This is a genomic window from Mesorhizobium sp. WSM3864 (assembly GCF_002294955.1).
Classification (GTDB): domain Bacteria; phylum Pseudomonadota; class Alphaproteobacteria; order Rhizobiales; family Rhizobiaceae; genus Mesorhizobium.
Genome location: NZ_NSGD01000002.1, coordinates 269057 through 288572, shown reverse-complemented (window position 1 = coordinate 288572; position 19516 = coordinate 269057). Strand labels below are relative to the sequence as shown.

Here is a 19516-nt window from a genome sequence, read left to right as displayed (position 1 = left end):
GCCCGCCTTAATCGACTTTGGAGGCGTTGCGTTGTGCTCCGGTCAAACCGAGAGGAATACGCGAACCATGGGCATGGTCTTGTCTTTCGTGCCGCGAGCGGCACCCGTCAATCGAGTAACCCACGACACCGACACGGCAGCGGCTGTCATCATCTTCCCCGGCGTCCGCTATGAGCCACAGCCGCAGGTCGGCGCGGCGCGTCCGGACGGCCCGGACAAGCCTGGGTCGTCACGGCCACTAGTGCCGCATCACTGAGCTGACTCTTCAGTATTCCTGCAGCTCGCAGGCACTCTGTTCGAGAAAGCGCGACACGATCGGCTTCCAGCTATCGTCCGGCACGAAGGCGCGGACGACAAAGATTCCCTCTTCGATCGGCGCCTCGACAAAGATCGCGCCCTGCAAGTCCTCGGGAAGATCGCGCCGCACGTCGATCATCTGCGCCGGTGTCAGCACCACGGCATCGAGCTTTTCGCTGTTCGCATTGTGGTCGTTGAAGGAATAGATGTTATGGCCGCTGCGGTCATAGACCGAGGCCGACCAGAACGGCACGTTGCCGGGCGCCCGGATCCGCACCAGCCCGTCGGCGAGATTGAAGCGGCAGGCGGCCGCGTAGAACATGGGGTCGACCGACTTCACCACAGGTGCACCGCCGGCCTCCGCGTCCAGGCGCGTCATCTTGTAGAGGTCGGAGGCCATTGCCAGCCGCGACCAGGCATCGCGCTCGGAAAATTCCGGCACCAAAAACAGCACCGCGATATGCACGATGCCGGCGCCGAGCAGACCGAGGACCAGGGCGTGCAGCAGGCTACGCATGGCAGCCCGCCTTCAGAATGCGCGGCAGCGTCACGTCGGAAAGCCCGGTGCTGCTCGCGATCGGCGTGTCGTAGAAGGTCAGCACGAAATACATCCTGCCGAAGCCGGCCGTCAGCAGCCAGTTGCCCGGGGCAGGGCGGTCGCCGACGGAGATGACGACCGAATTGTCGGGCCGGCGTAGCACTTCGTAGGATTGCAGGGCCGCCTGTCTCGCCTTGCCGGTGTCGATGACGCCGAGCGACTGGTCGGCGGCATAAAGCGTCCAGAACCGGGCCGTCGGGTAGCCGCCTTCGATCGAATAGGCGCATTCCCGCTTCAGCGGCTGGCCGGCTGCGTCGCGCTCGGCGACGAAGGACAACCCTTCCGCCCGGCCGAGCGCCAGCACGCCCTCACGCGCCACGCGCGCCTTGGAATAGGGGTCGGAGCCTTCCGTGCCGATTTCAGGAAAAGCTGTCCATTGGCCGATGCGGATCGCGCCGACGCCGTCCTGCGCGTTGAGCGCGTACCAGACGCTGCCGCCGCCAAGGCCGATGGCCATGGCAAGCGAAAGCAGCGTGAGGGAGACGGTCTTGAGCATGGAAGGCCGGAACTGAGGAGGTTGCCCGGGATATCGCGGCGCGGGGCCTCGTGGCAAGCCGGCTTGCCTTGGGCATGGCGATATTCAGGTGGTTGCGGCCTGCAGTAGTATGACGTTCCCATGTCGGTGACCGGCCTGTCACGGACAAGTCCGGACCGCGCCCCTTCTGATTCTCGGCGGCGCTGCACGTGGCCATCCAATCACTGACTTGTCAGGCGCCGATCCGATGCCTGTGCTTGCAGCCGCCGCCATTTCGTTCCACATCGGTCGGGATGAAGGGCGAGACAGGAGAGCGGCGTCGGAATTTGGCGTGGGCTTTGCCCGCATCGCTGATGCTGCATGCGCTGATCGCAGCGTTTCTGGTCTATACCTTGCCCAAGCCCGCCCAACAGCCGGATGAGGAACAGCCGGTCAATGTCGCGCTTGTGCCTCCGCCCGAGCAACCTAAGCCGAAGCCTCCGCCCGCACCGCAGCCAAAGGAACTCAAGGCCGAGAAGCCCCCGGAACCCAAGGCTGAAAAACCGCCCGAGCAAAAAGTCGAAAAGCCTCCAGTGCCGGAAAAGCAGCCGCCGAAGCCACCGCCGATCGCGGTGCTAAAGCCCGTTTTCCAGTACGGCAACAAGGACACCGGCCCCAGGAAATCCCTGGATGGAGCCGGCAACCGGGACAACACGCCGTCGCCGGCCAAGGACAACGATACCACGCCGCCTGCCGTGGCGAAGCCTGCACAGAAGCAATCTGCCGCGCCGGCCGATGCCGATCAGCCGGCGGATCACAGCACGGCTGACGAGAAGCCGGTAATCGCCGCGACGGACACCGAGCCCGCCCAAAGTGACGAGAAGGCAGCCCAGGACACGGACAAACGGCAGGCTGCCAAGCAAGAGGCAGGAGCGCCAACCGCCGAAAAGCAAGCAGGAGTGGCGCCGGCGCCGTTGGATGCCAAGAGCGGTGGTAAAGTCGATCTTCCGGCGCCGGCCGAAAAGCAAAAGCCCAAGCCCACAAATGCGCTGAAGTTCAGGCCCGCAAAGATCTCGAAGTCCCGAAGCAAGAGCGCCGGGACCCCAGGTTCTAGCGGCGCCGCCGTTGCTGCGTCGCCGATCTATTCCGGCCTTCCGGGTGTTCGAAAGCTCTATTCGCAGGGCGCTACCGGCGATGCGCTGGCCACAAGCTCTATGAGCGAGGTGCCTCGCGACCAGCGGGTCGCCAATCTTTGCGGCAGCGTTTTGAACGAGGAATTGCAGGGCGCCTCCTATTCACCCAAGTGGCTGCCATCCATTCCGCTGAAGGTGGGCAATGTCCTTAACCCTTCGGTGGCCGCCTTCAGCACGGCAACCACATGGTACCGCCTAAGCTTCCGGTGCGAGGTCGACGCCGATGCGACAAGGGTCTTGTCGTTCAACTTCCGTGTCGGGGCCGAGATCCCACCCGGCGAATGGGTCGGGCTCAAATTGCCTAGTCTCCGCTAAGCTTTCCCGCGAAAGTGGGACCGGTTTCGGGGCAAGCGCATGCGTCGAACGAAGGCTCAAAGCGCGGACAGCGTCTCCGGCAGGGTAGGAGCGTTGAGAACCGGCGCCGCCTGGAAGGCTTTGGTCATTGTCCTCAGAGTCTGCGTGGTGCGGCTGGAAAGCACCGGCGGGCGCTCGGCCTCTGCCTGCGCCGCGGCATCCGCGGCCTCCTTCTTCGCCTCTTCCTCGGCCTTGGCCGCGACCTCCGGGTCGACCCAGGGATGATCGAGGCCAGGGATCGGCTTCAGATCGATGTTCTGGTGTGCATAGGCCATCAGCCGCTGCCAGACCATCGCCGGCAGCGACCCGCCGGTCATTTTGTTGGTCGGCGTGAAATCGTCATTGCCGAGCCAGACGGCGGCCGTGTAGTTTCCGGTGAAACCGACGAACCAGGCGTCTCGGTAGGACTGCGTGGTGCCGGTCTTGCCGGCGACGACGATGTTGGGAAGCTGCGCGCGCCGCGCCGTGCCGATCGCCGGCACCGCCGCCAGCATGGTGTTCATGTATTTCAGAGCTTTTTCCGACAGCACACGGCGCGGCGGCGGCGCGTCCTTGGCCCAGTCATAGACGACGTCGCCGGTGCGGGTGACGAGTTGCGTGATGCCGTGCCGGGAGCCGACGAAGCCGTTCTGCGCGAAGACGCTGTAGCCTGTCGCCTGGTCCATCACCGTCATGAGGGACGTGCCGAGCACCATGGTCTTGTGCGATTCCAGCGGCGATTCGACACCCATGGATTCGGCCATCGCCTTGATCGGGCCGATACCGAGATAGTCCTTGGCAAGCCGCACCGGCACGGTGTTGATCGACTTGGCGATTGCCGTGAGCAGCGTGACGTTTCCGGCCGAGCCGCCATTGTAATTGTGTGGCGACCAACTGCCCCAACTGACGGCGCCGCCGGAAACCACCGAGTCCGGCGTGAAGCCGTGCTCCATCGCGGTGGCATAGACATAAGGCTTGAACGACGACCCGGTCTGCCGCAGCGCCTTGGTGGCGCGGTTGAACTGGCTGGCGCCATAGTCGCGGCCGCCGACGATGGCGCGCACCGCGCCGTTGGTCTCGATCACCACCACCGCGCCCTCGGTAACGTTGTATTCCTTGCCGAACTGGCGGAGATGGAATTCAACCGACTCTTCGGCCGCTTTCTGGATATTGGCGTCGAAGGTCGTATGGGCGACCAGCGAGTGTTGGCCGGGCTTGGCGATCTTCTTGACCTCGTCGAAGGCCCAGTCGAGAAAATAGTCAGGGCTCTTCTGCTCGCCGCGGTCGACGACATCTGCCGGATGCAGCCGCGCCTGCAGCACCTGGCCCTCGGTCATGAAGCCGGCGTCGACAAGGTTGGAGAGCACCACATTGGCGCGCGCACGGGCGGCCGGCAGGTTGATGTGCGGGGCGTATTTGGTGGGCGCCTTGAACAGGCCGGCCAGCATTGCCGCCTCGGCGAGGTTCAGGTCCTTGACGCTCTTGCCGAAATAGAAATCCGCCGCCGCCTCGATGCCGAACGTGCCGCCGCCCATATAGGCGCGGTCGAGATAGAGCTGAAGGATCTCCTTCTTGGAGAGATTGGCCTCCAGCCAGAGCGACAGGAAAGCTTCCTTGATCTTGCGCTCCAAGGTGCGCTCGTTGGACAGGAACAGGTTCTTGGCCAACTGCTGGGTGATGCTGGAGCCGCCCTGGACCACCGAATTGGCGCGCACATTCTCGAAGATCGCGCGCGACAGGCCGAGAACGTCGATGCCGTAATGATCGAAGAAGCGGCGGTCCTCGGTCGCCAGCACCGCCTTGATAACGATGTCCGGCATCTCGTCGACCGGCACGGAATCGCGCTGGATGATGCCGCGCTGGCCGATCTCGTTGCCGTAGCGGTCGAGGAAGGTGACGGCGAAATCGCCCTGATTGCGCCAATCGCCGGCGGTGATCTCAAACGCCGGCAAAGCCAGCGCCAACAACACCACGAAGCCGCCGGCTCCCATGGTGAACCCTTCGCTCAGCACCTCGATGATGGCGCGTCGCCAGCCATGCAGGCGGAAGCGGCGGGAAAAGATGGTTGCCGCCTCCCAGAATTCGCGCGCTTTGAAGCTGATCTCGTAGAGCGAGGAATCGAGCCACGCATCGACGGCAAGAGCCGCCGAGGCGATCCGGCCTCTTCTCTTGCGTGGTTTCGAAGGAGTTGGCATTCCAGACTTCCGCCCCAATGCGCTTTCGCCCGAAAACAGCATGCGGGCAGTTTCAGGTGGCACCCTGCCAAACTATTCGACCATTTTATCACTGCTCACAAGGGCAGCGAAGCCACAGCACAAGCTTTGTTGAATGGAGGTCAATCGGCCGTGAACGGCGGGTGGTTATCACCGCGCCGCGATGAAGCGCATGAAATGCGCCACATCCGCTTCGGTCGGCTCCTGGCCGGTGAAGGAGCGCAGATAGGCGGCGAGATGGCTGACGCGGGCCTCGACCGGTTCCTTGAGGTCGAGCACGTAATAGCCAATCTGCATGTAGTAGAGCACACGCGCTCGGATGAAGGCGTCCTCGTCGTCGTAGCCGTGCCGGCGGTACATGTCACGGATCGCGCTGAGGCGCTCGTCGTCGGCCTGGTCGATCATCTGCCGCACGTCTGCCGAGCGCCTCGCCCATTCGCGCACGGCGAAATCGAGCCTTGGGTCGAAAAGGCGCTCGTCGGCCCAGCATTCGAATACGTTCATCACGCCCATAATGATGGTTTCGGCGGGGCGCTGGGCGCGCTCGACGATCGCAGTGGTGTTGGTGTCGTGCCAATGCTTGAGCAACTGGTCGAGCAGATCCTGCCGGCTTTCGAAATACCAGTAGAAGCTCGAGCGCGACACGCCGAGCTTCTGGCCGAGGGGGAGCACACGCACGCTCTCGATACCGTCTGAAACCAGCGTCTCAAGCGCCAGATTGATCCAGTCCGAGCGCGTGACCTTGATGTTGCCGAGAACCGGTTCGGCCTGCGGGGCGGTCATGATCATGGCCGCACAATAGGCATGGCGGGAAGCGGCGCGCAAGCGACCTGTACACTTGTGTCTAGACACTTGTGTACAGGATGTGTATCGTAAGGCTCTCCAACGAGAGGGAGAGGCTCGTGAAATCGCATTACCGGGCAGTCGTCATCGGGGGAGGCGTGGTCGGCGCCTCGGTGCTCTATCACCTGACGCGCTTCGGCTGGAGCGACGTGGCGCTCATCGAGCGCGCCGAGCTGACGGCCGGCTCGACCTGGCACGCGGCGGCCGGCTTCCATGCGCTGAACGCAGACCCCAATGTCGCGGCGCTGCAGGACTACACGATCAAGCTCTACCGCGAGATCGAGGCCGAGTCCGGCCAGGATGCCGGGTTGCACATGACCGGTGGCGTCAACATGGCAAGCGATCCGCAGCGCTGGGAATGGCTGAAATCGGCCTGGGCGGTGTTCCAGTCGGTCGGCATCGAGACGGCCCGCCTGGTGACGCCCGAGGAGATCAAGGAGATCTGCCCGATCGTCGACGTCAGCGATGTGCTGGGTGGCCTTTACGATTCCAACGAAGGCCATCTCGACCCTTACGGCACGACGCACGCCTATGCGGGCGCCGCAAAGAAGCGCGGCGCCGATGTGATCCTGCGCAACCGCGTGATCGAGCTCAGCCAGCGCGCCGACGGCGGCTGGGATGTGGTTACGGAGAAGGGCGCGATTGTCGCCGAGCATGTCGTCAACGCCGGCGGCCTATGGGCCAAGCAGGTCGGCCTCATGGCAGGCGTCGGCCTGCCGGTGACGCCGATGGAGCACCATTATTTCGTCACCGAGGACATTCCGGAGGTCGCTGCCCTCGACAAGGAGCTCGGCCTTGCCGTCGATCTCGACGGCTTCTCCTATCTTCGGCAGGAGCGCAAAGGCGTGCTGCTCGGTGTCTACGAGCAGAACCCAAAACATTGGAACATGGACGGTGCGCCCTGGGACTACGGCATCGAGCTGATTCCCGAGGACATCGACCGCATCAGCCCGGAGCTTTCGAAGGCCTATCAGCGATTCCCCTGCCTGGCCAAGGCGGGCATCCGCAAATGGGTCAATGGCGCCTTCACCTTCACCCCCGACGGCAATCCGCTGGTTGGCCCGGTGCGGGGCTTGATGAACTACTGGGTCGCCTGCGGCGTCATGGCCGGCTTCAGCCAGGGTGGCGGCGTCGGCAAGTCGCTGGCCGAATGGATGATCTACGGCGAGCCGCAGGCCGACATCTTCGGCATGGACATCGCCCGCTACGGCGCCTTCGCCGCCAACCGCGAGTATCTCAGGCAAACCACGCGCCAGTTCTACGCCCGGCGCTTCGTCATGACCTTCCCCAACGAGCGGCTGCCGGCGGGCCGGCCGCTGAAGCGGCCCGGCGCCCATGACGGCATGAGCGCGGCCGGCGCCGAGTGGACGGCCTCATGGGGGCTGGAAGTCCCGGCCTATTTCGCGCCGATGGGTTTTCGCGAGGAGACGACGCTGAAGCGCTCCAACGCCTTCGACATCGTCGGCGATGAGGTGCTGCAGGTGCGCCGCGCCGCCGGCCTCGTCGACACCACGGCCTTCTCGCGCTACGCCGTGTCCGGTCCCGGCGCCGAGGCCTGGCTCGACCGGCTGCTTGCCTGCAAACTGCCGAAGCCTGGGCGCGCGAAGCTTGCCCCGATGCTCGGCCATGACGGCAGGCTGAAGGGCGACCTTACCGTGCTCAACTGGGGCGGCGGCGACTACTGGATCATGGGCTCCTATTACCTGCGCGAATTCCACATGCGCTGGTTCGAGAGGCACATGGCGGACGGCGTCTCGGTTAGCGACATCTCGGACGCGATGTCCGGCTTCCTGGTGACCGGGCCGAATGCAAGGAAGGTCGTCGAACGCACCACGCACCAGGACGTCTCCGCCAAAACCCTGCCGTTCATGGCCTGCGCCGAGTTCGACATCGGTATGGTTCGCGCCCGGGTCGCCCGGCTGTCGATCGCCGGTGAGCTCGGCTTCGAAATCAATTGCCCGGCCACCCTGCATGGGACGCTGCGCGAGACGCTGCTCGCCGCCGGCGAAGATCTTGGTCTGGCCGAGATCGGCTACTACGCGCTCAATGTGCTGCGGCTGGAGAAGAGTTTCGGCATCTGGTCGCGCGAATTTACCCAAGGCTACACGCCCGGCCAGACCGGGATCGATCGGTTCGTCGCCTTCGAAAAGGGCGATTTCGTCGGCCGCGAAGCAGCTCTCAAGGAGCGCAAGGCGGGCGTCGCCCGGCGGATCGTGACCCTGGAAGTCGATGCCGCCGATGCCGACGCCAGCGGTTTCGAGCCTGTCTGGCGCAAGGGACGCCGCGTCGGCTTCGTCACTTCCGGCGGGTATGGCTACACGGTTGGCAAGAGCGTCGCCCTGGCGTTGCTCGATGACGATTTCGCCGGGGAGGGGACGCAACTTTCCGTACACATTGTCGGCGTCGAACGGCCGGCGCGCGTCATCGCGGCCTCGCCCTATGACCCCAAGGGCGAGGCAATGCGGCAATAGGGAGGATTGGGCATGATTGATGAGGCCGCACGCGATCTGAGGCGCGAACGCCGGCGCGGACGTACCGGCGAGGCCGGCAGCGAGTCCAGCCGCCGCCCGAACTATCGTTCGCTGAAGAATCCGTTCCTGCCGCAGCCGGTCTTTTCCGACGATCAGGCCGCCGCGATCCACGACACGGCGCTGCGCGTGCTGGAAGAACTCGGCATCAAGGTGCTGCTGCCGGAGGCGCGCGCCATTCTTGCCAAGGCCGGCGCCCTAGTCGACGAGGACAGCCAGATGGTGCGGATCGGCCGCGACATGGTCGAGGCAGGCTTGGCGTCCGCGCCGCGCTCAATCCCCGCCTATGGCGGCGCCCGCTCCCGTGACCTTATCCTCGAGCTTGGGTCCATGACATTCCTCGCCGGCTCCGGCGCGCCCAACGTCACTGATCTCGAGCGCGGAAGGCGGCCCGGCACGCTCGCCGCCTTCGAGGAATTCATGAAGCTCCTGCAGCATTTCGACGTGCTGCATATGCTCGGCCCCTGCATCGAGCCGCAGGACGTCGACACGCGCTTTCGCCATTTTGCCACCGGCCGCGCGCAGCTCACCTTGTCCGACAAGTTCCCCTTCGTCTTCGCCCGCGGCACACCGCAGGTCGAGGACAGCTTCGAGATGGTCCGGCTGGCGCGCGGCCTCTCGCAGGAGGAATTTCGTAACGGCGCCTACTGCTACACCGTCATCAACACCAATTCGCCGCGCCAGCTCGATATCCCGATGGCGCAAGGCATCATCGACTTCGCCAGGTTCGGCCAGGTGTCGATCATCACGCCCTTCTGCCTGGCGGGCGCCATGGCGCCGATCACGGTCGCCGGCGCGCTGACCCTGCAGCATGCGGAGGCGCTGGCGGGGCTGACGCTCGCCCAGATCGTGCGCCCCGGCGCTCCGGTGGTCTATGGCTCGTTTTCCTCCAATGTCGACATGAAGTCGGGCGCGCCGGCCTTCGGCACGCCGGAGCACATCAAGGCGACCTTGGGCGCCGGCCAGCTCGCGCGCTTCACCGGCTTGCCTTGGCGCTCCGGCGGCGGCAGCGCCGCCAATGTCTCCGACGCGCAGGCAGCGCATGAGACGCAGTTCGCGCTATGGGCCTCGGTGCTTGCCGGCGCCACGGTCTGCATCCATGCCGCAGGCTGGCTGGAAGGCGGCTTGAGCGTCTCCTTCGAAAAGCTGATCACTGACATCGAGGCGCTGCAGACCGTCGCCGAGCTTTGCGCCACGACACCGGGTGATGCCGACGCCATCGGTTTCGACGCTATTGCCGAGGTGCAGCCCGGCGGCCATTTCTTCTCGGCCGCCCACACCATGGCCCGCTACCGTACCGCCTTTTATGAACCGCTGGTGGCCGACTGGTCGAATTTCGGCAACTGGACGCAATCCGGCGGCAAGACCGCGACGGAGCGCGCCACCGGCATCTGGAAGCGGATTCTTTCCGATTTCCAGCCGCCCGCATCCGCTGCCGCCACCGCCGGCGTGCTCGACGAGTTCATCGCACGTCGCACCGAAGAGGGCGGCGCGGCACCGGTGTCGTGAGGTCAAGGCAGTAGGGCAACCGCTGTACGCGAATAGGTCTTGTCGCTGACTTGATCGAGCATGAAGGCCGCCACGTCGGCGCGCGCCAGCGTCGGCAACAAGGATCTGGCCCGGATGCCGTGGCCGTGGCGGAACCGGCCGGTGGCTGGACCGTTGCCGAGCTTTGGCGGTCGCACGATCGTCCAGTCGAGGCCGGACTGCGTGATGAGCCTTTCCTTCGCTTCGTGATCCGCCGCTTCATGGCGCAGCACGAGCGGCACGACGATGCCGCCGAGCAGCGGCCCCAATTGCCGCCGGCTGTCGCGGACGCCGAGGAAGGACTGATAAATGAGCCGGGTTGGCCCGCTCCGTTGCATCGCCTCGACGATGAAGCCGATACCGGCAATCACCGCCGCGTCGTGCTTCAATGGCACGCCGACACCGAGGCAGCTCAACACCGCGTCGTGACCCGCAATCGCGCCCTCCACCGCCTTGCAGTCGGCGACGTCTCCGACGGTCACGCTCAGACGGTCGTGGCTGATGGCGAGCTTGCGCGGCGTGCGGACGAAGGCGGTGACCAGATGGTCTTCCGCCAGCGCCCCCGAGACGAGAGCGCGGCCGGTCGCGCCCGAGGCGCCAAAGATCAGAAGTTTCATCTCCGGCCTCCCTGGCCAGTCTGCCCCGCTCGTCAGCCAGGCTTGCGCCCTGCGGCGAAAGCGACCGGCGCCCCAGCCGGGCAGCAGCCTTGTGTAGACGTAGTCGCATTGCTCCACCAGACCCTGCGCGGCGCCTTCCTCAAAAACCGTGTCGCCCCACATCGTGACACGCGTGATGCCCTGCATGCCCGCCGAACCGGAACCGCGGATGGTGCGGCTCGCCCCCGAAACTCTCGGCAGCCGCCCGGTTTTGCTTGTCTATCGCCGCGAGATCGGTGATGAGGCGCCTGTGCGCCGTCATCCGTTTCGTAACTGTGGTGATCAGGGATCAGGCAACGGTGATCAGGCTTGATGGCATTGCCTCAAGCCGCCGCCTGACGATCTGGCGAAACGGGTGCAAGGCGGCTACGCTGCGATGAGGACAAGGCAGGCGAGAGGAAGCACATATGACGGCGCCTGGCGATTTGATGCAGGCCTTGTTCCTGCGACTGAAGACCGCGTCGCTGTCGGCGCTCTTGGGCGGCGCCGGCCTGCTCGAGCGCGCCGACGCCAAGGCCGCATTTCCGCACGTCACCTACGGTCGCACCAGCGCCTTCGACCTGGACACCGGCGCCGACGACAACGACGACCAACTCATCACGCTCCACATCTGGTCGAAGGCGCAGGGCGAGGCCGAGACGCGGCTCATCATGGACAGCATCAAGGCGCGCCTCGACGGCGCGGCCCTCTCGATCGGCCCGCGTGGCCAGACGCGGCTGTCGCTGGAATTCGCCGAGGCGCGCTATGACGACGATCTCGCGGTGCACCACGGGCTGCTGCGCTTCCGCGCGCTGACGCAAGAAGGTGCCTGAGAGACCAGCTTTTTCTTCAGCAATTCCAGGAAAGGTGCGTAGCGGTTTTCCGTCCGGAAGTACGAAAAAAACAAAGAGTTAGAGCAATTCCGCGTTTCCTTGAAACGCTGGACTTCTCTAGAGCTGGCCCTGGATGGCGGCCTTGTCGATGACAGACCAGACCTCGCGTATTCGCCCGTCCTGGATTTCATAAAAGACGTTCTCCGCGAAGGTGACTCGCCTGCCGTTCACCGCCAGGCCGAACAGCATGCCCTTGGGCCTGCAGTCGAAATGCAGACGGGCCGCCACGCGTGGTGGCTCTGAAACCAGAAGCTCGATGTTGAAACGCAGATCGGGAATGGCCTGAAAATCGCCTTCCAGCATGCGGCGATAGCCCGAAAGCCCCACCGTCTCGCCATTATACTGCACCTCCTCGCCGACAAACTGGCCGAGATTGTCCCAATCCTGTTCGTTGAGGCAGGCAATGTAGCCCTTGTAGAGACTGGCAAGGTCGTCATGGCTCATGGCATTCTCCCCGTCCTCAACTGCTTTACGGCGCAAATTAGAGCATATGCTAGCCGCGAAAACCGTAGCCGCGCCCGTGATTTTCCGGCTATCAATCCATGCTGGTCCTGATGAGCCCAGGCAGTTGGACTCGCATTTGTTCGTCTCGCGGGTAGGGGGTATGGCGGGCATGGATTTTCGGCCGTTCACCGTTCATTTCATGTTCAGCACAAATGCGTTAGTACCGTGATCATGAAAACGTTCCGCTCCCTTACTCGCGCCGCGACGCTGGCGCTTGCCGCAGCCGGGATTTTTGCGTCGCAGGCGACGGCGATGCCGCTCGTCGAGCCATCGGTCGATCAGCCGCTCGTGCTTGCTGCCAGCGACTGCTATGCAATCGGCCAACAGATCGCCGCGCAGAACGGCGGCACGCTCGCCAAGGCCTCGCAGGCCACGCGCGGCGGACAGCAGGTCTGCGTGATCGTGGTACTGGTCCCGGGCAAGGAGGGCCAGCGGCCGCGCCGTACCGAGATCGTGGTGCCGCTGGACTGACGCCCAATTCCCTTTAACAGGCTTAAGTTTCCTGGCCGGCGGAATCGGCCTATACCTCCACCCTTCAACAGGCTACGAACCATGCGCGTGCTCGTCGTCGAGGATGACAAGGATCTCAACCGGCAGCTTACGGATGCGCTGGTCGATGCCGGCTATGTGGTCGACCGCGCCTATGACGGCGAAGAGGGGCATTTCCTCGGCGACACCGAGCCTTACGACGCTGTCGTCCTCGACATCGGCCTGCCGCAGATGGACGGCATCAGCGTCGTCGAGCGCTGGCGCCGCGGCGGTCGCAAGATGCCTGTGCTGATCCTGACCGCGCGCGACCGCTGGAGCGACAAGGTTGCCGGCATCGATGCGGGCGCCGACGACTACGTCACCAAGCCTTTTCACATCGAGGAGGTGTTGGCCAGAGTGAGGGCGCTGATCCGCCGCGCCGCCGGCCATGCCTCGTCCGAGCTCACCTGCGGGCCGCTGAGGCTCGACACCAAGGCCTCCAAGGCCGACGTCAACGGCGTGCCGCTGAAGCTCACTTCCCACGAGTTTCGGCTGCTTGCCTATCTGATGCATCATATGGGCGAGGTGGTATCGCGCACCGAATTGGTCGAACATCTCTACGACCAGGACTTCGACCGCGACTCCAACACCATCGAGGTGTTCGTCGGACGGCTTCGCAAGAAGATGGGCATCGATATGATCGAAACCGTGCGAGGCATGGGCTATCGCATGCGAGAGCCGGAGGCGTGACGCGGAACCGCTGAAGCCGACGATGAGAACGTGGCTTTCAAAGCTGCGGCTCTGGCCGCGCTCGCTGACCTTCCGCGTCATCGCCTTTTCCACGATTTGGGCGATCCTGACGCTCGTCGTCATCTTCACGCTCATAACCACGCTCTACCGCCAGGCCAGCGAGCGCGGCTTCGACAGTCTGCTTTCGGCGCATCTGTTCAACCTGATCGGCTCCGTCGGCATTTCCGACACTGGCGCGCTCATCGGCTCGCCCGACCTTGGCGATCTGCGCTTCTCGGAGCCGAATTCCGGCTGGTACTGGTCGGTCGAGCCGGCCTCCGAAGACGTTCACGGCGAACTCCATTCCTCCTCGATGACCTCCTCGATCCTGTCGCCGAGCGTCGCCGAGGTGCCGTTCAACGCGAACTTCCAGCGCAGCTATTCGACCGAGGGCATCAAGGGCGAGGAGTTGGAGGTTTTCGAGAGCGAGTTCGTGCTCGATGCCAAGAACCGCGCCGCGCGCTTCCGCGTCATGGGCAATCACAGCGAGCTCGAGCAGGAGATCGCGAGCTTCCAGCGCCGGCTGCTCACCTATCTGTCACTGTTCGGCGTCGGCATGATCGCCATCAACGCCATCGCCATCCTTTTCGGCTTGCAGCCTTTGCGCCGCGTGCGCAACGCGCTGGCCATGGTGCGCGAGGGCACGGCGCAGCGGCTCGACGGGCGCTTCCCGGCCGAGATCGAGCCTCTGGCCAGCGAGACCAATGCGCTGATCGAGAACAACAGGCGCATCGTCGAGCGCTCGCGCACCCAGGTCGGCAACCTCGCCCATTCCCTGAAGACGCCGCTTGCCGTGCTGATCAACGAGGGCCGCGCGCTCGGCGGCGCCAAGGGCGAGCTCATCGCCGAGCAGGCTGCCTCGATGCAAAAGCAGGTCGACCACTATCTGCAGCGCGCCCGCGTCGCCGCCCAGCGCGACAGCGTCGTCTTCCGCACGCCGGTGGCGCCGCTGGTCGAGCGCATGGTGCGCGTGCTGCGCAAGCTCAACCCGCAGACACAGCTTTCGCTGTCGCCGCCGGCCGCCGGGATCGTCTTTGCCGGCGAGCGCGAGGATCTTGAAGAATTGCTCGGCAATCTCCTCGACAATGCCATGAAATGGGCGAAAAGCGCCGTTGCCGTCTCGGTCGCCACCGTTGCCGGAAGCCCCAACCTGTTTGAAATCGTCATAGAGGACGACGGCCCCGGCATTCCCGAGGACAGCGCGCGGGAAGTGTTGAAACGCGGCAAGAGACTCGACGAGACGAAGCCGGGAACGGGGCTTGGATTGGCCATTGTCGCCGACCTCGTCAACGAGTATGGAGGCGCCCTGGCGCTGGAACGGTCCAGCATGGGCGGCTTGAGGGCGGTGGTAAGATTGCGGAGCCTTCAATAATGTCTTTATCGGTTTCCGTGCGGCCGCTTGCGGCCAAATTTCCGACAAATATCAATACTATGGGCTCGCTATCCTTCCCGCTGGCGCGGTTCCCGATCCATCTCGCTCCAGAAGTGCTTTTCGCCCAAGAAGCCCATCCCGCTCAAGAGAACCGGTTGCTGGCATGAAGATTCGCGTTGCGCTCGTTTCCGCCCTGATGGCCGTGTCGGGCTGCACCACGCTGGGCAGGACCGGCCCGACCTCTCCGGTCACGCCCGTCGCCACGCCGCCGGCCGCCGGTAAGGTGGGAGTCGGCATCGTCGCGGCCATGAATGGCGGGCTCATCGGCGGATCGATCGGTTCGGGTCTGAGCGAGGCCGAAAAGCGCAAAGGCCTCGAGGCCGAGTACAAGGCGCTGGAATACAACGCCAGCGGCCAGAAGGTGACGTGGAAGGGCGACAGCTCGACCCATTATGGCGAGGTCGTTGCCGCCCAGCCCTACCGGGTCGGCTCGCAGGACTGCCGCCAATACACCCACACCGTTTACACGAGCGGTTCGGGCGTCACGGCGCGCGGCACCGCCTGCCGCAATGCCGACGGCAGCTGGACGCCGCTGACCTGAATTAGCAACGATCGGCGCAATTTGACATTGATCAAGGACGGCCGGCGCGTCTGCCGCCAAAGCGTCGCAGGGCGTCCGTGTTGGCAGGGCAGGGCTCTGCCTTTATTGGAATAGCCATGCTGTTCTGGGTCATAGCTGCAATCCTTACGCTGGGCGCCAGCCTGGCGGTGCTTTTGCCGCTGGCCGGCGGCACGAAAGCCGCATCGACCGCCGGCGATCACGATCTCGAAGTCTATCGCGACCAGCTTTCGGAACTCGACCGCGACATGGCGCGCGGTCTCATCCAGCCGGGTGAGGCGGAGGAAGCGCGCGCCGAGATCGGCCGCCGCATTCTGCGTCTCGGCTCGGACAGCCAGCCAAGCGCGCGAGCGCCGCGCCCTTCGCGCGCCGCAAGGCTGGTCGCCACCGCCGCCGTGCTGGCGGTGCCGCTGGTCAGTTGGGGGCTCTACGGCTCACTCGGCTCGCCTGATCTGCCCTCCCAGCCGCTGGCCGAACGGCTGGCCAAGAACCCTGCCGAGTCCTCGGTCGACGAGCTGGTTGCCCGCGCCGAGGCGCATCTCGCCGCCAACCCTTCGGACGGCAAGGGCTGGGACGTGCTTGCGCCGGTTTATCTGCGCCTGCAGCGCTACGCCGACGCGGTGACCGCCTATCGCAACGCCATCCGCCTCGACGGCGACAGCGCCGTGCGCCAGGCCGGCCTTGGCGAGGCGATCGCCAACGCTGCCGGCGGGATCGTCACGGCCGAGGCTCAGGGCGCCTTCGACGCGGCCTTGAAGCTCGATCCCGCCAACGCCAAGGCCAATTTCTATCTGGCGATGGGCCTGGCCCAGGAAGGCAGGAAGGCGGAAGCCGCCGCCGCCTGGCAAAAGATGCTCGGTCAGCTTGCGCCCGATTCGCCCTGGCGCAGCGCCGTCCAGCAGGCGCTCGCCGAAACGGCCGAGCCGCCGGCGGCGGCAGGCAAGCCGGCGACCGGCCCGGATGCCGGGCAGGTCGAGGCGGCGCAGCAGATGGCGCCGCAGGACCGGCAGGCAATGATCGAGACCATGGTCGCCAGCCTCGACGACCGGCTGAAACAAAATCCGCGCGACGAGGAAGGGTGGATGCGGCTCATTCGTTCCTATGTTGTGCTCGGCAAGGCCGACCGGGCGCGCGACGCGCTCGGTCGCGCGGTTGCCGTCTTCGGCGCCGACAGCGAGCAGGCCAAGAAATTCACCGCCTTTGCCGCCTCCCTCGGCGTGACGGCGACGGAGTAGGCCATGACGCGCAAGCAGAAGCGATTGTCGGTGATCCTCGCAGGGCTGGCCTTCCTCGGCGCTGCTGCCGGTCTTACCTTCTACGCGCTCGGCCAGAAGGCTTCGTATTTCTACATGCCCGCCGACCTCGCCGCCGCAACCGTCCAGCCCGGACAGCGCATTCGTCTTGGCGGGCTCGTCGAAAAAGGCACCATCGTTCGCGGTCAGGGCGCGACCGTCGCCTTCTCGGTCACCGATGAGCAGAAATCGGTCAAGGTCACCTATACCGGCATCTTGCCCGACCTCTTCCGCGAGGAGCAGGGCGTCATCACCGAGGGCGCTTTCGGCCCGGACGGCGTCTTCGTCGCCGATAGCGTTTTAGCCAAGCACGACGAGCGCTATATGCCCAAGGAGGTCGCCGACGGCTTGAAAGCCAAGGGCGTCTGGCAGGAGAGCAAGAGCCAATAATGGTTGAGACCGGACATTTCGCGCTCGTCCTCGCCTTCGCGCTGTCGCTGGTGCAGATGCTGGTGCCATTGGTCGGCGCCCGCGCCGGCAACCAGCGGCTGATGGCGGTCGGCGGCCCGGTCGCGGTCACCGGCTTTGCGCTCACCGCGCTGTCCTTCACCGCTCTTGCCACCGCCTATGCCGGCTCCGATTTCTCGGTGGCGTGCGTTTGGGAAAACTCCCATTCGCTGCAGCCGATGATCTACAAGATCACCGGCACCTGGGGAAACCACGAAGGCTCGATGCTGCTCTGGGTGCTGATCCTGACCTTCTTCGGCGCGCTCGTCGCTGTCTTCGGTTCCAACTTGCCGGCGACGCTCAAAGCCAATGTTCTGGCCGTGCAGGGCATGATCGGCGCCGCCTTCTTCCTGTTTATCCTGGCGACGTCCAATCCCTTCATCCGGCTGAACCCGGCGCCGATCGAGGGCCGCGATCTCAACCCGATCCTGCAGGACCTCGGTCTCGCCATCCATCCGCCGCTGCTCTATCTCGGCTATGTCGGTTTCTCGATCTGCTTCTCCTTCTCGGTCGCAGCCCTGATCGAAGGCCGCATCGACGCCTCTTGGGCGCGCTGGGTGCGGCCCTGGACGCTGGTCGCCTTGATGTTTTTGACCGGCGGCATCGCCATGGGCTCCTACTGGGCCTATTACGAGCTTGGCTGGGGCGGCTTCTGGTTCTGGGACCCGGTCGAGAACGCCTCCTTCATGCCCTGGCTGGCCGGCACGGCGCTCCTCCATTCGGCAATCGTAATGGAAAAGCGCTCGGCGCTGAAGATCTGGACGCTGCTGCTGGCCATCCTCACCTTCTCGCTGTCGCTGCTCGGCACCTTTCTTGTCCGCTCTGGCGTGCTGACTTCCGTGCATGCCTTCGCCACCGATCCGGCGCGTGGCGTCTTTATCCTCTGCATCCTGACGCTGTTCATCGGCGGCTCGCTGGCGCTGTTTGCGCTGCGCGCTTCCACCCTGACCGCAGGTGGCTTGTTCCAGCCGATCTCGCGCGAAGGCGCGCTCGTGCTCAACAATCTGTTCCTGACCACGGCGACCGCGACGGTGCTCGTCGGCACGCTCTACCCGCTGGCGCTTGAGGCCATCACCGGCGGCAAGATCTCGGTCGGCGCGCCCTTCTTCGACCTGACCTTCGGCCCGCTGATGCTGCCGCTGCTCGCCATAGTGCCGTTCGGTCCGCTGCTTGCCTGGAAGCGCGGCGACGTCCTTGCCGCCTCGCAGCGCCTGATGGCGGCCTTCGGGCTGGCGATCGCCGCGATGCTGGTCACCGGCCTGTTCGTCGATGGCGCCTCGGTCTTCGCTGCGCTTGGCGTCGGCCTCGCCGTCTGGCTTGTTGCCGGCGCGCTGACCGACCTTGCCGTCAAGTCGGGCATAGGCTCGGTGGCGCCGGCCGTCATGCTGAGACGCTTTGCCGGCCTGCCGCGCTCGGTCTTCGGCACCGCGCTTGCCCATCTCGGCCTCGGGCTCACCTTGCTCGGCATCGTCGGCACGCTTTCGTTCGGCACCGAGAAGATTCTCACCATGCGCGCGGGCGAGACGGTGGAACTTTCCGGCCACACGCTGCGCTTCGAAGGACTGTTTCCTCAGAAAGGCCCAAACTTCACTGAGGAGCGCGGCCGCTTCCTGCTGATTGGCGCCGATGGCAACGCCGATGGCGAGATCACCTCGGCTAAACGCTTCTATCCGGTGCGGCAGACGGTAACGACCGAGTCCGGCATCAGGACGCTGGGTTTGAACCAGCTCTATCTGTCGCTCGGCGATGAGGGCAAGGACGGCTCGGTCGTCGTGCGCCTGTGGTGGAAGCCGTTGGTGACGCTGATCTGGGGCGGCGGACTGGTGATGATGGCGGGCGCCGCCATGTCGCTGCTCGACCGCCGCCTGCGCGTTGGCGCCCCCGCGAGGCGCCGCAAGCCGGCTGCCGCTGCCTTACCCGCGAGCCCGACATGAAAGCGAAGTTTTCGCTCGCCCCGCTGATCCTCCTGCTGGCGTTGGTCTTCGCCGGCACGGCACAGGCGGTGAAGCCCGATGAGGTGCTGCCCGATCCGGCGCTGGAGGCTCGCGCACGCGCGCTTTCCGAAGGCCTGCGCTGCATGGTTTGCCAGAACCAGTCGATCGACGAATCCGACGCCGATCTGGCCCGCGACCTGCGCATCCTCGTGCGCCAGCGCCTCGTCGCCGGCGATACCGACCAGCAGGTGATGGATTACATCGTCTCACGCTACGGCGAGTTCGTGCTCTTGAAGCCGCGCTTCAGCCTGCGCAACGCGCTTTTGTGGGGCACCCCGGCGCTTTTGCTTCTGGCCGGCGGCATCTTCATCGTGCTCAGCACCCGTTCGCGCCGCCGCGCGCCGGGCAGCACGCTCAGCGCCGAGGAACAGGCGGCGCTGGACAAGCTGCTGCGCGATTAAAGCGCCAACATTACAAAATTTTCATATATCGGAAATGGCGCCGTAATGTGCGCCTCACTAAGTCTCTTTTCCGAGGATGCTCTCCTGAGCGCATCCACTTCGAAAGAGGAAACGAG

Annotated in this window: 20 protein-coding genes; 14 read left to right on the top strand and 6 right to left on the bottom strand. The window is 65.0% G+C overall.

Annotated elements, in window-relative coordinates:
* Positions 1 to 67 precede the first annotated feature (67 nt).
* Positions 68 to 256, top strand: coding sequence for a hypothetical protein (locus tag CK215_RS05680; protein WP_095830361.1), 189 nt, complete (start codon positions 68 to 70; stop codon positions 254 to 256).
* A 9-nt stretch (positions 257 to 265) separates the two neighbouring features.
* Here CK215_RS05680 and CK215_RS05675 read toward each other — a convergent pair whose 3' ends face one another.
* The gene (locus CK215_RS05675; protein WP_095827182.1) at positions 266 to 814 is read right to left on the bottom strand and encodes a DUF1254 domain-containing protein; all 549 of its coding nucleotides are present in this window, start codon (positions 812 to 814) and stop codon (positions 266 to 268) included.
* Complete coding sequence (locus CK215_RS05670) at positions 807 to 1391, bottom strand: DUF1214 domain-containing protein (protein WP_095830360.1); 585 nt, start codon at positions 1389 to 1391, stop codon at positions 807 to 809. The genes CK215_RS05675 and CK215_RS05670 overlap by 8 nt, the downstream gene beginning before the upstream one ends.
* Before the next feature lie 272 nt (positions 1392 to 1663).
* Between CK215_RS05670 and CK215_RS05665 the strand changes: the two genes are divergently transcribed.
* Positions 1664 to 2857: a DUF930 domain-containing protein gene (locus CK215_RS05665; protein ID WP_095830359.1), complete on the top strand. Its 1194-nt coding sequence runs from the start codon at positions 1664 to 1666 to the stop codon at positions 2855 to 2857.
* A gap of 56 nt (positions 2858 to 2913) precedes the next feature.
* On the opposite strand, the gene CK215_RS05660 is transcribed toward CK215_RS05665, so the two are convergent.
* Complete coding sequence (locus CK215_RS05660) at positions 2914 to 5070, bottom strand: penicillin-binding protein 1A (RefSeq protein ID WP_095830358.1); 2157 nt, start codon at positions 5068 to 5070, stop codon at positions 2914 to 2916.
* Between the two features lie 168 nt (positions 5071 to 5238).
* The gene (locus CK215_RS05655; RefSeq protein WP_095830357.1) at positions 5239 to 5877 is read right to left on the bottom strand and encodes a TetR/AcrR family transcriptional regulator; all 639 of its coding nucleotides are present in this window, start codon (positions 5875 to 5877) and stop codon (positions 5239 to 5241) included.
* A gap of 113 nt (positions 5878 to 5990) precedes the next feature.
* Between CK215_RS05655 and CK215_RS05650 the strand changes: the two genes are divergently transcribed.
* Positions 5991 to 8402 carry an FAD-dependent oxidoreductase gene (locus CK215_RS05650; protein WP_095830356.1) on the top strand — a complete coding sequence of 804 codons (2412 nt, stop codon included), beginning with the start codon at positions 5991 to 5993 and terminating at the stop codon, positions 8400 to 8402.
* A gap of 12 nt (positions 8403 to 8414) precedes the next feature.
* Positions 8415 to 9968 (top strand): trimethylamine methyltransferase family protein, encoded by a 1554-nt coding sequence (locus CK215_RS05645; RefSeq protein WP_095830355.1) that lies wholly within the window; start codon positions 8415 to 8417, stop codon positions 9966 to 9968.
* Positions 9969 to 9970: 2 nt separating this feature from the next.
* Here CK215_RS05645 and CK215_RS05640 read toward each other — a convergent pair whose 3' ends face one another.
* Entirely contained in the window at positions 9971 to 10789 is an 819-nt protein-coding gene (locus tag CK215_RS05640) for an NAD(P)H-binding protein (RefSeq protein ID WP_095830354.1), read from the bottom strand.
* Between the two features lie 260 nt (positions 10790 to 11049).
* Between CK215_RS05640 and CK215_RS05635 the strand changes: the two genes are divergently transcribed.
* Complete coding sequence (locus tag CK215_RS05635) at positions 11050 to 11454, top strand: DUF3168 domain-containing protein (RefSeq protein WP_095830353.1); 405 nt, start codon at positions 11050 to 11052, stop codon at positions 11452 to 11454.
* Between the two features lie 117 nt (positions 11455 to 11571).
* Here the strand turns inward: CK215_RS05635 and CK215_RS05630 are convergent, their stop codons facing one another.
* A complete protein-coding gene (locus tag CK215_RS05630) occupies positions 11572 to 11958 on the bottom strand; it encodes an ester cyclase (RefSeq protein WP_095781557.1) in 387 nt (128 codons plus the stop codon).
* Positions 11959 to 12189: 231 nt separating this feature from the next.
* Between CK215_RS05630 and CK215_RS05620 the strand changes: the two genes are divergently transcribed.
* The 9 genes from CK215_RS05620 to CK215_RS05585 all read left to right on the top strand — a co-directional run bounded on the left by CK215_RS05620 (position 12190) and on the right by CK215_RS05585 (position 19400).
* Positions 12190 to 12489, top strand: coding sequence for a hypothetical protein (locus tag CK215_RS05620; protein WP_095777890.1), 300 nt, complete (start codon positions 12190 to 12192; stop codon positions 12487 to 12489).
* 81 nt (positions 12490 to 12570) lie between these two features.
* Positions 12571 to 13236: a response regulator transcription factor gene (locus tag CK215_RS05615; RefSeq protein ID WP_067320964.1), complete on the top strand. Its 666-nt coding sequence runs from the start codon at positions 12571 to 12573 to the stop codon at positions 13234 to 13236.
* A gap of 22 nt (positions 13237 to 13258) precedes the next feature.
* Positions 13259 to 14647, top strand: a complete 1389-nt coding sequence (locus CK215_RS05610) for an ATP-binding protein (protein WP_095830352.1) — start codon at positions 13259 to 13261, stop codon at positions 14645 to 14647.
* Positions 14647 to 14814 carry a hypothetical protein gene (locus CK215_RS31250; RefSeq protein ID WP_170950231.1) on the top strand — a complete coding sequence of 56 codons (168 nt, stop codon included), beginning with the start codon at positions 14647 to 14649 and terminating at the stop codon, positions 14812 to 14814. The genes CK215_RS05610 and CK215_RS31250 overlap by 1 nt, the downstream gene beginning before the upstream one ends.
* Complete coding sequence (locus CK215_RS05605; protein ID WP_095781554.1) at positions 14811 to 15248, top strand: hypothetical protein; 438 nt, start codon at positions 14811 to 14813, stop codon at positions 15246 to 15248. The genes CK215_RS31250 and CK215_RS05605 overlap by 4 nt, the downstream gene beginning before the upstream one ends.
* 116 nt (positions 15249 to 15364) lie before the next feature.
* On the top strand, positions 15365 to 16501 hold the full coding sequence (ccmI, locus tag CK215_RS05600) for a c-type cytochrome biogenesis protein CcmI (protein WP_095830351.1): 1137 nt from the start codon (positions 15365 to 15367) through the stop codon (positions 16499 to 16501).
* A 3-nt stretch (positions 16502 to 16504) separates the two neighbouring features.
* Positions 16505 to 16948 carry a cytochrome c maturation protein CcmE gene (gene ccmE, locus CK215_RS05595; protein ID WP_066997599.1) on the top strand — a complete coding sequence of 148 codons (444 nt, stop codon included), beginning with the start codon at positions 16505 to 16507 and terminating at the stop codon, positions 16946 to 16948.
* A complete protein-coding gene (locus CK215_RS05590) occupies positions 16948 to 18939 on the top strand; it encodes a heme lyase CcmF/NrfE family subunit (RefSeq protein WP_095830350.1) in 1992 nt (663 codons plus the stop codon). Before ccmE ends, CK215_RS05590 begins: the two co-directional genes overlap by 1 nt.
* Positions 18936 to 19400, top strand: coding sequence for a cytochrome c-type biogenesis protein (locus tag CK215_RS05585; protein WP_095830349.1), 465 nt, complete (start codon positions 18936 to 18938; stop codon positions 19398 to 19400). The genes CK215_RS05590 and CK215_RS05585 overlap by 4 nt, the downstream gene beginning before the upstream one ends.
* Positions 19401 to 19516 lie beyond the last annotated feature (116 nt).

Bases quoted from the DNA above. Each gene is read 5' to 3' on its own strand.
- CK215_RS05680 (WP_095830361.1), top strand. From the start codon at position 68: ATGGGCATGGTCTTGTCTTTCGTGCCGCGAGCGGCACCCGTCAATCGA.
- CK215_RS05675 (WP_095827182.1), bottom strand. From the start codon at position 814: ATGCGTAGCCTGCTGCACGCCCTGGTCCTCGGTCTGCTCGGCGCCGGC.
- CK215_RS05670 (WP_095830360.1), bottom strand. From the start codon at position 1,391: ATGCTCAAGACCGTCTCCCTCACGCTGCTTTCGCTTGCCATGGCCATC.
- CK215_RS05665 (WP_095830359.1), top strand. From the start codon at position 1,664: ATGAAGGGCGAGACAGGAGAGCGGCGTCGGAATTTGGCGTGGGCTTTG.
- CK215_RS05660 (WP_095830358.1), bottom strand. From the start codon at position 5,070: ATGCCAACTCCTTCGAAACCACGCAAGAGAAGAGGCCGGATCGCCTCG.
- CK215_RS05655 (WP_095830357.1), bottom strand. From the start codon at position 5,877: ATGATCATGACCGCCCCGCAGGCCGAACCGGTTCTCGGCAACATCAAG.
- CK215_RS05645 (WP_095830355.1), top strand. From the start codon at position 8,415: ATGATTGATGAGGCCGCACGCGATCTGAGGCGCGAACGCCGGCGCGGA.
- CK215_RS05640 (WP_095830354.1), bottom strand. From the start codon at position 10,789: ATGCAGGGCATCACGCGTGTCACGATGTGGGGCGACACGGTTTTTGAG.
- CK215_RS05635 (WP_095830353.1), top strand. From the start codon at position 11,050: ATGACGGCGCCTGGCGATTTGATGCAGGCCTTGTTCCTGCGACTGAAG.
- CK215_RS05630 (WP_095781557.1), bottom strand. From the start codon at position 11,958: ATGAGCCATGACGACCTTGCCAGTCTCTACAAGGGCTACATTGCCTGC.
- CK215_RS05620 (WP_095777890.1), top strand. From the start codon at position 12,190: ATGAAAACGTTCCGCTCCCTTACTCGCGCCGCGACGCTGGCGCTTGCC.
- CK215_RS05615 (WP_067320964.1), top strand. From the start codon at position 12,571: ATGCGCGTGCTCGTCGTCGAGGATGACAAGGATCTCAACCGGCAGCTT.
- CK215_RS05610 (WP_095830352.1), top strand. From the start codon at position 13,259: ATGAGAACGTGGCTTTCAAAGCTGCGGCTCTGGCCGCGCTCGCTGACC.
- CK215_RS31250 (WP_170950231.1), top strand. From the start codon at position 14,647: ATGTCTTTATCGGTTTCCGTGCGGCCGCTTGCGGCCAAATTTCCGACA.
- CK215_RS05605 (WP_095781554.1), top strand. From the start codon at position 14,811: ATGAAGATTCGCGTTGCGCTCGTTTCCGCCCTGATGGCCGTGTCGGGC.
- ccmI (WP_095830351.1), top strand. From the start codon at position 15,365: ATGCTGTTCTGGGTCATAGCTGCAATCCTTACGCTGGGCGCCAGCCTG.
- ccmE (WP_066997599.1), top strand. From the start codon at position 16,505: ATGACGCGCAAGCAGAAGCGATTGTCGGTGATCCTCGCAGGGCTGGCC.
- CK215_RS05590 (WP_095830350.1), top strand. From the start codon at position 16,948: ATGGTTGAGACCGGACATTTCGCGCTCGTCCTCGCCTTCGCGCTGTCG.
- CK215_RS05585 (WP_095830349.1), top strand. From the start codon at position 18,936: ATGAAAGCGAAGTTTTCGCTCGCCCCGCTGATCCTCCTGCTGGCGTTG.